Below are 14,945 nucleotides of genomic sequence, written 5' to 3' on the forward strand. Positions count from 1 at the left end.
TTAAAAAACAGCGCCTAACTATAGCAGAATGAAGAATATCGGATGGGTTATTGGGATCATGCTCCTGTTTGCCTCGTGCGGCGAATACAACAAGATCCTCAAGAGCACGGACTACGAATTGAAGTACTCCTACGCTAAAAAATACTTCGACGAAAAGAAATACGCCAAAGCAGCCACGCTGCTGGAGGAGCTTGTGCCCATTTTTAAGGGTACAACGCACGCCGAGGAGTCGCTTTACCTGCTGGCTCAAACTTATTATAGCCAGAAGGACTATGAAACGGCGGCAGAGTATTTCAAAACCTATTACACCACGTATCCCAAAGGCGAATACGCCGAGCAGGCCCGTTTTTACTCCGGTTATGGGCTCTATTTGGACTCCCCGGACCCTCGACTTGACCAATCGCAAACCTACGAGGCCATTGCGCAACTCCAACTCTACATGGAATATTATCCGCAGAGTGAGCGTGCCAAACAAGCTCAAGAAATCCTCTTTCAATTGCAGGAAAAATTGGCCTACAAGGAGCTTCTTGCCGCCGAATTATACTACAACTTAGGCACCTACATGGGAAATAATTACAGATCGTGCGTCATCACGGCCGATAATGCTCTCCGCGATTATCCCTACACTAAGTACCGTGAGGATTTTATCTTCCTGAAGATCAAATCGAAGTTCGAGTTAGCCTCGGTCAGCGTAGAAGATCGTTTGCAGGGCCGCTATCGTGACGTAGTAGACGAATATTACAATTATAAGAACGAGTTCCCCGACGGGAAGTACAGCCGACAAGTACAGAAGTACTTCAACGAGGCCAACTCACACATCACAACGAAATATTGACACATCAATTCTTTAACAAGAGCATAACGAGAAATGGATTACCGCAAGACAACGGCGCCGACGAATACCGTCACGCGAGACATGATTAAACTCTGTCACGACAATCAAGACAACGTGTACGAAACCGTCATGGTGATTGCCAAACGCGCCAATCAGATCAGTAACGAAATGAAGCAGGATCTGGAGAAGAAACTCGAGGAGTTTACGAATCTCAGCGACAACCTGGAGGAGGTTTTTGAAAACCACGAGCAGATCGAAATCTCCCGATCCTACGAAAAAATGCCCAAACCGACCCTCATCGCTACTCAGGAGTATCTCGAGGACAAGATTTACTACAAAAATCCCTCGCGCGAGAAGAGTTTCTAATCGTTCTGATATTCAGATATGATTCAACGTATTCAGACCGTCTATTTGCTGATCGTAGCCGCACTTAACCTCCTTGTGGTGTTCATGCCGCTGGCTACGGTGCAGTTTGACGGCATTTTTTATTCGTTCGACGCCTCGGGAATGAGCACAATGGCTTCTCCCGAGGCGCTCGTCTATCCCACGTGGGCCTTGATGGCTCTTTCGGCACTCATTTCGCTGTTGGCACTTGTCACCATCTTCCTTTTTCGCCGACGCATGCTGCAGATTAGGCTTTGCACCTTCAATACGCTGCTCATCGTAGGCTTTTATGGCCTCTTCGCCTTCTATCTCTGGCGACTTGCAGGCTCGATGGATGCCTTCACCTTCAATTTTCGGATCGCCCTAGCCTTCCCACTTATTTCGCTCATCCTAAATTGGTTGGCTATCCGAGCTATCGGTGCTGACGAGATGCTCGTTCGCTCGCTCGACAGGCTTCGGAAATGATTCGAAGAGCCCCTCGATCTCATTTTTTCATCTGATGAAACTACGTTTCAAACGCATACTACGCTGGTGCCGCAACGCGGTGCTGGCGTTGTTTGTTTTTAGCCTCTTTATGGTGCTCGTATATAAGTGGTTGCCCGTTCCGTTCACGCCGCTGATGTTCATCCGTGCCCTCGACCCCGAAACGCCGCAAATGAAACACCATTGGGTATCCATTGATAAGATTTCGCATGCCATGCCACTAGCTGTGGTGGCTTCGGAAGACAATCGTTTTATGACGCATCATGGTTTCGACCATGAGCAGATCCGTCAAGCGATGGAAGAAGCCAAGCGAGGCGGACGGAAGCGCGGAGCCAGCACCATATCGCAGCAGACGGCTAAAAACGTCTTCCTCTGGCCCGGTCGATCGTGGATCCGCAAAGGCTTGGAGGCCTATTTTACCGTCCTCATCGAGTTCGTGTGGGGCAAGGAGCGCATTATGGAAGTCTATCTCAACTCCATCGAGATGGGACGTGGCATTTTCGGCGTCGAGGCCGCTTCCAGAACCTACTTTTCTAAGTCAGCCGCCTCGTTGACCCGCCCAGAAGCCGCGCTCATCGCCGCTGCGTTGCCCAATCCACGTAAACGCAATCCCGGAGCCCCTTCGGCCTATATGCGTAAACGTCAGGGCGCTATCCTCTCGCTCATGGGCAAAGTAGGCGCAGTTCCCATCGGTTCGGGTAGCCCTGCGGCAGTCGATGCGGCACCAGCCGAAAAGCCCCAACCCGCCGCGCCGTCGTCCCGTCCCAAACCCACCCCTCAGACAGTCGAACCAGCGCCCAAAGACGAACTTCCCGAAAACGTTACAGTCGACGACGAGGAAGAAGACGATGACGAGGAATAACGTAAAGACGAAAAATAAAAAGCAGATCAAGTACACATCACGTACCAAGCCAAATTGGCCGGCGTCCCTGAGGCCTTGATTTTCTTTTGATTCTTTTCTTCTATCAAGAGAAGGCGGCTGCGGCCGCCGGCGAAGTTTGCCAGATACATAACGGAGAATCTCATGTACCCGGCCAGCTTCCCCGGCCTCGGCAGAGGCCTTGATTTTCTTTTGATTCTTTTCTTCTATCAAGAGAAGAAAAGAAGACCATTTAACCCCCACACTTATGTTCATTTATCAAGATCTCAAACGCATAGACTACGCCGAAGCACTGGCGATACAAACCGCCGCCTTCGACGAACTCCTCGCCCTCAAAGAACGCGGAGAGACCGGCACAAGTCGACTCTTTTTTTGCGAACACAACCCCGTTCTCACCCTTGGCAAACACGGTCTGGATGCCAATTTACTTGTCTCGGAAGACGTGCTCCGTCGTCGCGGCGTAGCCTTCTACCACACCAATCGCGGAGGAGACATCACGTATCACGGCCCCGGCCAAATCACCGGTTATCCCGTCTTCGACCTTGAGCCGCTGCACCTCGGATTACGCGCCTATATCGAAGCTCTCGAAGAGACCGTCATCCGTTTCCTCGCACGCTTCGATCTCCATGCCGAACGTATGGCAGGCGCTACGGGAGTCTGGTTAGACGTCGGGAAAACACGTGCCCGGAAGATATGCGCCATTGGCGTCCGTAGTCGAAGGTTCGTCACCATGCACGGGTTCGCACTGAATATATCGACAGATCTCAGCTACTTCTCACTCATCCACCCCTGCGGATTTATCGATAAGGGAGTCACCTCGTTAGCCAAAGAGCTCTCTCCGTCCGAATCACCCGATATGGAGACCTCCAAGCAGCTTCTCCTCGAGGATTTTCGATCCATCTTTGGCAGTTAACGAAGCGCTAAAAGTAACCTCAAGAAAATAGAGAAGTGCCAGATACATGATTTGCATGTGTCTGGCACTTTCGTTTTCTGCTACTTTGTCCCCCGTTCTCTATGTAAGTACAAATTCAATACTATCATTTTTAGTTTGATGTGCTCCAATTACATCGTACACCCTATCATATACCGTAATCTGAAATCAAATACATAAATTGATCTCAAATTACGATGTATTCTTTATATTATCGCATATTCATATCCAAGATTACGTCGTTATTGAAATTCTGAGTGTGTGATTATGTCACGATTACGGTGTAATCTTATGGCTTTCGATATGGTTATGCTTTAATTACGTCGTAATTTTTGAGTTATGAATATGATAGATAGATAATAACGTCGTAATCTTCATATCACGAATATGATGGATATAAGATCTCACTGGAATTTTGATCTGATTAATGGTGGGAACTCAAGATTACGGCGTAATCTAAAGATTCTATGTGCGATAATTTCCGATCAACTACAAATGATTATCTTCGCGCCTGAATAAGCATAGAAAATGAATTTCATGTGCTATTACCCGAATGCCTACCCTTCATCAAGTCGGAGAATAACAGTATGATAGAAACCATTCATATCGAAAAAATCAGTCAGCATAGACTAAGCCTTGCGCTGCATGCCTTTTTTCATGGCGATGTTTGTAGTCGCATGATGAACGAAGACCCGGATAAAATCGGTGTACCCAAATTGCAATCAGAGGAATATAAAAAATGGGTCGACGAAGAACTTGACATGATTTCCGAGGCGCGCGAGAGTTACAACACGAGAGAAATAAAGAAAAAAAACTTCGAATGCGATCGCTTATTGTCGTTCATACTCAGCATGGTACGCACAATGCGCCTATCTCCGAAGCCGGAGGAGGTCGAGTCGGCCGAAAAACTGTACATTATTATGCGTGTGGGTAAGCGCATCCAAGCGGAAGGTGTCACACGTAAGCCCGCACGTATCGAATCCTTGCTTATCGATCTAAAAAAGCCTGAGTGCACCGAGCATATCTCCCGACTCAGACTCGAGGAGGGGATCGGACTACTCGAAAAGTCCTATAAGGAATTGCGTACGCTGGTAGCAGAACGCACCAATGAGCGAGCCGAAAAAAAACGGCCTTCAGCTACTCAAATTCGTCCCAAAACGGACAAAGCTTATTACGAAATACTCCGACTTTTAGAGGTGGCTTATATTCAGGGACAGGCGCCAGTAGACCGGGAATCGATTGAAAATCTGGTGAGATACCTCAATGAACACACGAACAACGTGCGCATGGTACATCGGCAGAGTCAGGCACAACGGAAGTCCCGCAGCAATCAAAAAGAGGAGTCGGAGGAGATATCGGATTGAATGTTCAGAAAGTTTCACCGCATCTCGCGGAAAGCGCTATGGAGAATGGGCAACGTAAGGGAGAAGGCAAGCACATCACTGACAGTTTGACACATCTCTACACCCATCAAACCGAACGTATTCGGCAAAATCATCATCAGCGGAATGAAGAAAAGTCCGCTACGTGCCGCCGCTAAAATATTGGCCCGTATCGTCTTGCGGATGGTCTGCGTGAACATATTGCCAAGGATAATCAGCCCCGTCAGAGGTAGCGAAGCCAACTGCCATTTCAGTGCCACAGTGCCGACAGCTACGACCGCCGGATCACGACGGAAAAGAACGATAATGTGATCCGAAAAAATCCACCCGATGACACTACAGACGAGTAGGAATAACGTGCTGACACGCACCGCATACCAGAAGCCATCCTTGACTCGCTCGTAGAGGCGGGCGCCATAGCAGAAGCCACAAAAAGGCTGGAATCCCTGTCCAAAACCGATGACGGCAGCCAGTAGGATCATCGTAAAACGATTCACGACAGACATGCCGGCAATAGCCGCATCGCCATACGCACCGGCGCCATAGTTAAGCATAACCGTGGCCAGGCTGCTGAGTCCCTGACGGGAGAGCGAAGGGGTTCCGCCGGCCATAATTTCTTGAATATAGACCTTGGAGGGGGAAAAATTCTGTAGGCGAATGCGAATACTACCACCGCGATGGGTCATGCGCAGGAGAATAACGAAGCTGACAGCTTGTCCGATTACCGTGGCCACCGCGGCGCCGGCAATTCCCATGTTGAAGACAAAAATGAACAGCGGATCGAGCGCCACATTGAGGATGGCACCCGTCGCGATGCCTCGCATGGCATAAATGGCGTTGCCCTGGAAGCGCATTTGGTTGTTTAGCGTAAAGGCCCCGGTGACGAGGGGTGTCCCGAGCAGTGTAATTCCGAGATAAGTACGGGTATAGGGCAATATGGTAGGCGTGCTGCCGAGCCAGCGTGAGAGTGGGGTGAGGAAGAGTTCGCCGACGATGAGAATAAGTAGCCCGCCGGCCAAGGCATATACGAAGCCTGTGGTAGCCATGACCTCGGCATTGCGGCGACGTTTGGCGCCGAGCTCGCGGGAGATGTAGTTGCCAGATCCGTTACCGAAAAAGAAGCTGATGGCCTGCACGAGGAACATGACAGAGAAGACGATACCGATGGCGGCCGTGGACTGCGTGTCGATACGGCCCACGAAAAAGGTGTCGGCCATGTTGTAAAGCGAAATCACGAGCATGCTAATGATCGTGGGCACGGCCATCGTCCCGATCACGCGATGAACGGGGCCTTCGGTCAAGAAGGCGTAATTGTCTCTGCGTTGTTCCATTTGATTTGACGGGTATAGATAAAAGGTAGGGACGAAAGATTTTCGCCCCTACCTCATGGATTGATGCCTCTATTTCTGCGCGTTTTTGCGCAGTGCAGCGCGGATCACTTTGGCGCGCTCCGTTTCGGTCTTAGCCGGCGATGCGGCAGGATCGCCTTTGTAACGGAAGGTGTGCCTTCCCTCGGGGTGCTCTAAGCTCCAGCCGTCCCATTCGCGGAAGGCGTGGTAGCACCACGTCCATTTGCGCTCTTCGAAGAGCGATACGACGTCCGTCAGCCAGCGTGCAGACGACGGAAAAGGGGCCCAACGCACGACACTAAACTCGCCGACGAAAATGGGCACGTTGTACCGACGCTGGAAGTCGTCTACAACTTCAAGCTCGCGCTCCAGCGCGGCGCGATCCCATTGCTTGCCTTTTATCTTGCCGGGATACTCCACGCCAAGTGATGCGATGGCTTCGGCTTTTGTCGCCATGTTCACACCTTGATGAGTAAATTTTCCGGGGAGGTAGAAATGCAGACTATACATCACGCGTTTGTCGGCGAGAGGCTGCAGGTTGCGGTAGTTGTCCGGGCCGTTCCAGGGGCCGGGCTCGTAGATGATCCAGACGTCGCGATCGATGGCGCGAATGGCCTTGACAATCTCGGGGGCCATGGCCCGCCACTTGTGGGGGACGTGGTCGGTGCCTTGAACCCATTCGGCGGGCTCGTTATAGATGTCGTAGCCGTAGATGAGGTCGTTGTAGGCGGGGTCTTTGAACTTGTTGGCCACTGCGGTCCAGAAGCGGAGGAAGCCGTCGCGAGTCTGCGGGTTGTCCCAGAAGGCGGGGAATCCGGGATCGGTGTAGCCGTTGACGGGCGGCTCGTGTAAGTCGAGCACAACCTTTAGGCCGCGGGCTTTGGCCCACTTGAGGCGTTCGTCGATACGGATCAAGTAGACCGGGAGGGCCTCCCAGATGTTGCGATTGTTCTTCGTGGCATATGCCACCGGGCAAATTTGAAGTCGGATGATGTTCGCGCCCCATGCGGCCACGTCGTCCAATGTACGTTCGCTCACATCCTCCACGCGGGCTACCATAAAACCGCGTAAGCGGGCTGGTCGCACGGGTTGTTCTGTGCCGGGATTTGGTTTGGGCTCGGGTTCGGGCGTGTCCTTCTTCCCGCAAGCTGAAAGTGCGCAAATGGCCAGCGCCGTCAGTAGGAATTGTTTTGTAGTTCTCATTTCAATAAGGGTTAGGAATGAATGATTTCGTCGAAAGTGCTTTAGTGAACCTTCGACGGAATGAAAACGCACAATGCGACGAAATTGTTCGGGTGTTCGGGATTGTTTGAAGTTTATTCCGGAGGGGATCCTCGTCCGTTTCATCTCCTCCCATCGCACGCAACGTCTATCGTCTGACAAAAAGAGCGGTCAAAAACATCCTCAGGATGCGCTCCGCAGTAAGCCTCTAAACAATTTTCAGAATAGGCCGTCACCCTGCCGATTGGGCGATTCCCGTTATTCTCTGAGCAGCTCAAGGCGCCCAGTGAGCAGTTGCGAATTGCGTTTGCCATCAGGGCCCGTAAATGTCAGAAAGACGGTCACCGTTTTTTCTTTGAAGTCGATCACTTGGCTCGCAGTCGTGCCGTCGTTTTCTATCCAGTTCACGAAGAAGCGGCTGTTGTCGATGCGTCGTTGAACCATTGTGTTGCGCTCTTCTGCCACGCTACCGTTCACGGTGGTTTTCCTGTGCAGCGTCGTATCATTCAGATATTGTACTTCAGCCTTCATCCCTCCGTCATAGAGCAACTGGACGCGTTGTCCGATCAGCTCGTACGTCGGTTCAGCTTGAGCCGCTTCAACGTTTTCAGAGGAGAGCAGTTTTTTCCGCTTGGCGTTGTTGCTTGCGACAAAGAAGAGGCCGCATAGGGCTAACGCAATCCTAACTGTTTTCTTTTTCATTGCCTGATCACTTTAATGTTTAATCACCGGCAAAGGTACCCCCGGCAGCGCAGCTTTTCGCATGACCCTTTCAATAAGTAGTCCTTGAAAAGCGTGATTCTCCTCATTCGACTCAAAATAGTTCATCCGGAGAGCGTGCTCCCCAAATCTTTGTTCAAAATGATCCATCCGGAGAGCGTGCTCCCCGATTCTTGGTTCAAGGAGATCCCCCGGAGAGGGGCCTTCGAGAAAAAAACGCAGAGAATAAGCCGCTGAGCGTACCTAATCCACGGGCCTAACGACCATGATACCTATCGTGCGCGGGTTACGGGCGGCGTAGGCGTGGAGGGAGGTCGGCTCGACGATGACACGTCCGGCGGAGGAGGAGGCGTGAACGAACGTTACCGTACGCCCGCGTCTGCAAATGATGCCGACGTGCGAGATGTCTAAGCCAGGGACGTTGGTCACGAAGCAGACGATGTCGCCGTCGCGCAGGTAGCCGGCGGCAGAGGGGATGGCGGCCGTCGGGAGGAGGGCATAACCGGTGCGGGCGGAGATCTCGGCCTCCTTGACGCGCAGCAGGTTGACGCGCGTGGGGTGGGAGCGTAGCGCCGCGTAACGGTCGGGGTGAGTGGACATGAAGGAGAGCCGCGGCTGATAGGGGCGGCCGCCGATCTCGGCGGTGACGTCGCGCACGAGTCCGCGGCGGGCGTTTTCGTAGATCCAGTCGGTGAAGTAGTGCAGGCGGTCGGTATAGTCGGTGATGACGGCCGTGCGGTAACGTAGGCGGGAGAGTTCGCGGAGGTAAACGTCAAACGTCGGCGTGGGACTTTGGGCGGTGCGGGCTAAGGCGACGGCCGACTCGACGAGCGTGGTGCAATCCCATTCGCGGAGGTTGATCACTAAGCGTTCCGGCTCCCGTTCGAGCGTGGAGGCGACGTAGGGACGGCCGACGAAGTATCGCGCGGCGGCGAGTGTGGCGTCGCCGACGGGGCGCGGGCTGGTGACAGATCGGAGTGTCCCCATGCAGCCGTTGAAGGCGGTCATATCTTCCACGGAAAACGTCAAGTTTCCCGACCAATCGTCTGCCGAACTCGACGCGATCGCCCACCAGGCGCAGAGCAAGATGCTGATCACACGTTTCATCGCCGACCCTCCTTCGGTTGCGGTTCGTCGTCCTTCGGTTTTCCGTCGAGCAGCTCCTGGAGCTTCAGCATTTCGTCGCGGTATTGGGCTGCCTCGATGAACTCCAGTTTGCGAGCCGCCTCCGTCATCCGACGGCGCGCGCGTTCGATGGCCTTTTCAAGTTGTGGACGCGTCATGTAGCTCACTACCGGCTCGGCAACGAGCGAGGGTTCGGGCTCGGTGTAGGCGTAGGGCACGGCGGATGCTTGTGCGCGATCGCCCAGCACGGAGGCGGAGCTCTGTTTGATGGCGGTGCGGGGGGTGATGCCGTGTGCGCGGTTGTAATTGAGCTGTTTTTCGCGTCGGCGATTCGTTTCGTCGATCGTCATGCGCATGCTGTCGGTGATCTTGTCGGCATAGAAGATCACGCGGCCGTTGAGGTTACGGGCCGCGCGCCCGGCCGTCTGCGTGAGCGAGCGGTGGGAGCGGAGGAAGCCCTCTTTGTCTGCGTCGATGACGGCCACGAGCGAGACCTCCGGCAGGTCGAGGCCCTCGCGGAGGAGGTTGACGCCGATGAGCACGTCGAACTCTCCGCTGCGGAGGTCGTCCATGATGCGGATGCGCTCGAGCGTGTCGACGTCGCTATGGATATAGTTGCAGCGCACGTTCATGCGCTTGAGATAGTCCGTTAATTCTTCGGCCATGCGCTTGGTGAGGGTCGTGACGAGCACGCGTTCGTTGACCTCCGTCCGTTGCGAGATCTCCTCCATCAGGTCGTCGATCTGGTTTTGGCTCGGGCGGACCTCGATGACCGGGTCGGGCAGGCCCGTCGGGCGGATCACCTGCTCCACGACGATGCCGCCGCTCTTGGCCAGCTCGTACTCGGCCGGAGTGGCGCTGACGTAGACGGCTTGCGGCGTGAGGGACTCAAATTCGTCGAACGTTTGCGGCCTGTTGTCGAGTGCGGCCGGCAGTCTGAAGCCGTATTCGACGAGCGTCTCCTTGCGCGAGCGGTCGCCGCCATACATGGCGCGAATCTGCGGTACAGTGACATGGCTTTCGTCGATGACGAGCAGAAAGTCCTTCGGAAAATAGTCCAGCAAACAAAATGGGCGCTCACCCGGTTGGCGTCCGTCCAGGTAACGCGAATAGTTTTCGATGCCCGCGCAGTGGCCCAGCTCCTGAATCATCTCCAGATCGTACGTGACGCGCTCCTCGAGACGCTTGGCCTCGAAGGGTTTGCCCATCTCCTGCAGCTGCTGCACGCGTTCGCCGAGGTCGAGGCGAATCTGCCCGAGCGCCGAGTGGATGCGCTCTTGGGTGGTGACGAAGAGGTTGGTGGGATAGATCTGAAGCGTGTCTTGTTCGTCATACTCGCGCCCGTCGACAGGGTTAAATGAGGAGATGCGCTCGACCTCGTCGCCCCAGAACTCGATGCGGTATGCCATTCCGTCATAGCCCTCGATGGCGGGGAAGATGTCGACCGTGTCGCCATTGACCCGGAAGCTGCCGGAGTTGAATTCTACTTTATTATTGACGTAGAGCGCGTCTACGAAGCGGCGGAGCAACTTGTCGCGGGCGATGCGCATGCCGCGCTCCACGTGCACGACTTGCTCTTCGAAGGCCCGCGGGTCGGCCATGCCATAAAGGCAGGAGACGGACGAGACGACCAGCACGTCGCGACGCCCGGAGAGGAGCGAAGCCGTGGCGCGCAGGCGAAGCTTGTCGATTTCTTGATTGATGGCCATATCCTTCTCGATGTACGTATCGGTGGTGGGCAGGTAAGCCTCGGGCTGATAGTAGTCGTAGTAGGAAACGAAGTACTCGACGGCGTTCTGCGGGAAGAAGGACTTGAATTCGCTGTAGAGTTGGGCGGCCAGCGTCTTGTTGTGACTCAAAACGAGCGTGGGTTTGCGGACCCGCTCCACGACGTTTGCGATGGTGAACGTTTTGCCGGAGCCGGTGACGCCGAGAAGGGTCTGATACGGCACGCCGCTCTCGATGCCCCGCGATAGGGCATCGATGGCCTCGGGTTGGTCGCCCGTCGGCCGGTATGAAGAGACGAGTTTGAAATCCATAAGGGGAAAGGGGGAGGGAAAATGAAAGTAGGGGCGAACGCCATTCGCCCCTACCCGGATAGACGGCTGCGGCCGCCAGTAAAATTTGTCGGGTATCTTATTCCTCGGGCAGCGTAATGTCGGGATTACCGTCGCCGCCCGGCTTTGGTTTCTCACCGCCCGGTTTAGGCGGCTGAGGCGTCTCCGGCTGCTTCGGATCCTTCGGCTGCTCAGGTTGCTTCGGTTCCTTGGGTTGTTTCGGCTCCTTAGGCTCCTTCGGAGTCTTGGGCTGCTTAGGGTCAGACGGCTTCTTGGTCTCCGGGCGCTCGGCCAGGACGGCTTTCTTCATCTCGGTATTGATCATGTCAATGATCGACTTGTATGCCGCCTCGCCACCGAGCGTTGCCAGCGCGTTGATGACGTTCGTGAGCTTCTTGAACTCGTCGTACACCGCGTCGCGTTTCTCTTTCACGGCGCCCGGATCAAGCATGGACTCGTGCTTAACCTGCCGGCCATACATGACGCTGAATGCGTCGTTCGCCTCCTTGAGCACGCTGACCCACTTATCGGCGCCAATCAGGGCAAGCTTCGCTTTGATGTCGGCCGGCTCAAAGTCTTGCAGGAGGTTTTTGATGAGGGCCGTCTCTTCACGATTCGGCTTGTTCTGCGGCAAACTCCCGTACTTACGATAGATCTGAAGCAGCTCCTTAGCCGCCTTGGCCTTGTCTGCTTCGGGATAATCGGAGAAGAGACGCAGGTGTGTAGAGAGCCGCCCCATGGCCCTGTCACGCCGATCGTCGAGTTCGTACAGATCTTTCGACAGCCCACTGCTACGCATCGGCTGGATGAGCTTATCGAAATCGTTGAACTTGTCAGTGAAGACCTTAACTGGATCCTTCAACTTCAAAGTTTCCAAGTCTTCCTGATTCAAATAGGTGATTACGTTGTCCATTATCTGATAGAAATTCAGCATGCGGACCCTTGTCAAATTGGTGTTATCGATCATATGAATATTGAATTATAGCTGCATAAGAGGTTGTGCGTGAAAGCAAGCCTTGCAATGTGCTTCAGAATCTGATTCCGAAGGATTGCAGACCGTTGCAAAGGCTCAGAATCCGATTCCGAAGGATTGCAGGCCGTTGCAAAGGCTCAGAATCCGATTCTGGAAGATTGCAGACCGTTGCAAAGGCTCAGAATCCGATTCTGGAAGATTGCAGACCCTTGCAAAGGCTCAGAATCCGATTCTGGAAGATTGCAGACCCTTGCAAAGGCTCAGAATCTGATTCTGGAGGATTGCAGACCGTTGCAAAGGCTCAGAATCAGATTCTGGAGGATTGCAGACCGTTGCAAAGGCTCAGAATCTGATTCTGGAAGATTGCAGACCCTTGCAAAGGCTCAGAATCTGATTCTGGAGGATTGCAGACCGTTGCAAAGGCTCAGAATCTGATTCTGGAGGATTGCAGACCGTTGCAACGCGTCCAAAACCCGGTTTTGGAGAAAAATCAAATCAAACAACGCGCTCCGGAGGGCATCTTTCCGCCCGAGCCGGCGGCGAATGTAGAAAGATTCGTGAACCGGCCGCCCCTTGTATGCGTTCAGTCCCCCGCCCCGGCCTATTTTTGCCGCCAAGTAAAAGCAGTAGACCCATGATTCTCAATTTCAGCATACAGAACTTCGGTTCGATTAAAGACAAGCAGACGCTTTCGTTCGAGGCCGATAAGTCCGACCACCTCGAAGAGGCGTACGTCACCCGTTGCGGAGGCCGACGAATACTCAAGCTGGCCCTCCTCTACGGAGCCAACGCCTCGGGTAAAACGACGGTGCTCAAAGCGCTCGACTTCCTCCGGAAGTTGGTAGTCGAACCCAAAAGCAAGAAGACAGAGCGCCTGGACTTCGAACCCTACCTCTTCGATCCCGACACCCCGAAACAGCCCACCGTCCTCTCCATCGAATTTATCCGTAACGAGGTGCGGTACGCCTACCGGGTGGAGTTCACGCAGGAGGCCGTCGTGGCCGAGGAACTCTATGCCTATTATACCTCCAACAAAGCCCGCATCTACCAACGGACGACGGACCTCGAGCGGCAATTTGTCGAAATCAAATTCGGCAGCAAGATGACGAAAAGCAAAGCCGTGAAGCAGAGTCTTACTGCAAACACATTATGGAACAACACGGTGCTGGGGGGGTATCTGAAAACCAACGTCGACTCCAAAGAGCTGCAAGAGGTGGTGGACTGGTTCAAGCTTTACCTAAAGCGCATGGTGCAGCCGCAAACCTCTTTCGAAGATCTCATCTTATTTCAGATGGAAGACGGGGAGATCCTCTCGTCGGATATGATCCCTATTCTACAACAAGCAGACCTGCATATCTCTGATATTGTCATCCAAAGTCGAGAAATAGTGGATAGACAGGAGGTTGAGGATTTCCTGTCATTAATCAATGATCATCATTCTGTGATGTCTAAGGGGGATGTAATAGAGTTTAGAGAAGAAGCAAAAGCGGTCATTAAAAAGGTCATGCTCGAGCATACCGTAAACGGCGAGAAATATCAGTTGCCATTGGCTGAAGAGTCGCGCGGAACAAAGCGGTATTATGATTTTGCTGGCTTGCTGGCCCTCTTTATCAAAGACCCGCGTGCCATGCTCATCGACGAATTAGAATCTTCACTACACCCCGATCTCTATCGGCATTTCATCGTCTCCTACCTGCTCAACACGAAGGATTCACAGATCCTCGCCACGACGCACAATCGGGAGCTGCTGGACGACCGCGACCTCTTCCGAAACGATGCCATTTGGTTTACGGATAAGTCTAACGCCGATGCTACCGAACTCTATTCGCTGGCCGACTTCGACCGTTCGGTAATTGGAAAAAAGACCAACGTGCTGAACGCCTACAAAAGCGGCAAACTGAGCGGCACGCCAATCCTCGGTGACACGCATATCGATTTGAATCATGGGAAGAATTAAGCGAAAAACGAATCCGGCGTTTGCCATCGTGGCCGACGGGGAGACAGAGATCTGGTACCTGCAAATGATGAAGCAGAATGAGCGGCAGGTGCGCCTCACCATCAAGCCAGAACTCCCTAAGAAGAAGCGTATCGAAGACCAATGCGAGCTTGTTTGTAAGCTGGCCCAAGGGGAGTACGATAAGGTCTTTTGGATCGTCGACTTGGACCAGATCACAAAGGAGCAGCGAGAAGCAACCGGGGGTAAAAAAGACCCGATGCGGACGTTTATCGAATGCCGAGAGAAAGTGCTTCATGGTAAGAAATACGCGAAGCGGGTCCGGGTGATCGTGAATAACCCCTGCCTTGAGTTCTGGTTCCTGCTTCATTACACACATACGGACAAATCTTTCGGGGGCTACGAGGAATTGGCAAAAGCACTGAAGAAGCACATGAAAGACTACAATAAGTCGGAAGGCTATTTCAAGCAGAAAAACAATGACATCTATTTGAAGCTAAAGCCGCGCTTAAAGAAGGCCATGGAGCATTCCGATCGCCTCGGCTCATTTGAGCCGAAAGATTCTTCGAGAGCGGTAAGCGAAATGCCGCAATTCTTCCGAACCGAAGAGTTGAACGGGCTCTTTTGAGGTGTTCCCCAAACAGCAAATCG

The 14,945-nt window shown here is 53.3% G+C and carries 14 protein-coding genes; 8 read left to right on the plus strand and 6 right to left on the minus strand.

Going from position 1 to position 14,945, the window contains the following annotated elements:
* Positions 1-28: 28 nt before the first annotated feature.
* The 6 genes from C7123_RS12485 to C7123_RS12510 all read left to right on the plus strand — a co-directional run bounded on the left by C7123_RS12485 (position 29) and on the right by C7123_RS12510 (position 4,877).
* A complete protein-coding gene (locus tag C7123_RS12485; protein ID WP_037983666.1) occupies positions 29-835 on the plus strand; it encodes an outer membrane protein assembly factor BamD in 807 nt (268 codons plus the stop codon).
* A 33-nt stretch (positions 836-868) separates the two neighbouring features.
* Positions 869-1,201 carry a DNA-directed RNA polymerase subunit omega gene (locus C7123_RS12490; protein WP_037983664.1) on the plus strand — a complete coding sequence of 111 codons (333 nt, stop codon included), beginning with the start codon at positions 869-871 and terminating at the stop codon, positions 1,199-1,201.
* 18 nt (positions 1,202-1,219) lie between these two features.
* Entirely contained in the window at positions 1,220-1,684 is a 465-nt protein-coding gene (locus C7123_RS12495) for a DUF4293 domain-containing protein (protein WP_037984858.1), read from the plus strand.
* 34 nt (positions 1,685-1,718) lie between these two features.
* Positions 1,719-2,564, plus strand: a complete 846-nt coding sequence (mtgA, locus tag C7123_RS12500; protein ID WP_083206864.1) for a monofunctional biosynthetic peptidoglycan transglycosylase — start codon at positions 1,719-1,721, stop codon at positions 2,562-2,564.
* Between the two features lie 265 nt (positions 2,565-2,829).
* A complete protein-coding gene (lipB, locus tag C7123_RS12505) occupies positions 2,830-3,495 on the plus strand; it encodes a lipoyl(octanoyl) transferase LipB (protein ID WP_069175279.1) in 666 nt (221 codons plus the stop codon).
* 605 nt (positions 3,496-4,100) lie between these two features.
* Complete coding sequence (locus C7123_RS12510; protein WP_159049940.1) at positions 4,101-4,877, plus strand: DUF6261 family protein; 777 nt, start codon at positions 4,101-4,103, stop codon at positions 4,875-4,877.
* A gap of 14 nt (positions 4,878-4,891) precedes the next feature.
* On the opposite strand, the gene C7123_RS12515 is transcribed toward C7123_RS12510, so the two are convergent.
* From C7123_RS12515 to C7123_RS12540, 6 genes are all read right to left on the minus strand, one after another.
* Positions 4,892-6,226, minus strand: a complete 1,335-nt coding sequence (locus tag C7123_RS12515) for an MATE family efflux transporter (protein WP_069175281.1) — start codon at positions 6,224-6,226, stop codon at positions 4,892-4,894.
* A gap of 69 nt (positions 6,227-6,295) precedes the next feature.
* The gene (locus C7123_RS12520) at positions 6,296-7,447 is read right to left on the minus strand and encodes a glycoside hydrolase family 5 protein (protein ID WP_069175282.1); all 1,152 of its coding nucleotides are present in this window, start codon (positions 7,445-7,447) and stop codon (positions 6,296-6,298) included.
* A 276-nt stretch (positions 7,448-7,723) separates the two neighbouring features.
* Entirely contained in the window at positions 7,724-8,167 is a 444-nt protein-coding gene (locus C7123_RS12525) for a MoaF-related domain-containing protein (protein WP_069175283.1), read from the minus strand.
* Between the two features lie 261 nt (positions 8,168-8,428).
* On the minus strand, positions 8,429-9,292 hold the full coding sequence (locus tag C7123_RS12530; RefSeq protein ID WP_069175284.1) for an N-acetylmuramoyl-L-alanine amidase-like domain-containing protein: 864 nt from the start codon (positions 9,290-9,292) through the stop codon (positions 8,429-8,431).
* On the minus strand, positions 9,289-11,349 hold the full coding sequence (uvrB, locus tag C7123_RS12535; RefSeq protein ID WP_069175285.1) for an excinuclease ABC subunit UvrB: 2,061 nt from the start codon (positions 11,347-11,349) through the stop codon (positions 9,289-9,291). Before uvrB ends, C7123_RS12530 begins: the two co-directional genes overlap by 4 nt.
* Positions 11,350-11,446: 97 nt before the next feature.
* Positions 11,447-12,280 carry a DUF6261 family protein gene (locus tag C7123_RS12540; RefSeq protein ID WP_159049941.1) on the minus strand — a complete coding sequence of 278 codons (834 nt, stop codon included), beginning with the start codon at positions 12,278-12,280 and terminating at the stop codon, positions 11,447-11,449.
* A 694-nt stretch (positions 12,281-12,974) separates the two neighbouring features.
* Between C7123_RS12540 and C7123_RS12550 the strand changes: the two genes are divergently transcribed.
* Positions 12,975-14,297: an ATP-binding protein gene (locus C7123_RS12550; protein WP_069175287.1), complete on the plus strand. Its 1,323-nt coding sequence runs from the start codon at positions 12,975-12,977 to the stop codon at positions 14,295-14,297.
* On the plus strand, positions 14,284-14,922 hold the full coding sequence (locus tag C7123_RS12555) for an RloB family protein (RefSeq protein WP_069175288.1): 639 nt from the start codon (positions 14,284-14,286) through the stop codon (positions 14,920-14,922). The genes C7123_RS12550 and C7123_RS12555 overlap by 14 nt, the downstream gene beginning before the upstream one ends.
* Positions 14,923-14,945 lie beyond the last annotated feature (23 nt).

The organism is Tannerella serpentiformis, assembly GCF_003033925.1.
GTDB lineage: Bacteria > Bacteroidota > Bacteroidia > Bacteroidales > Tannerellaceae > Tannerella > Tannerella serpentiformis.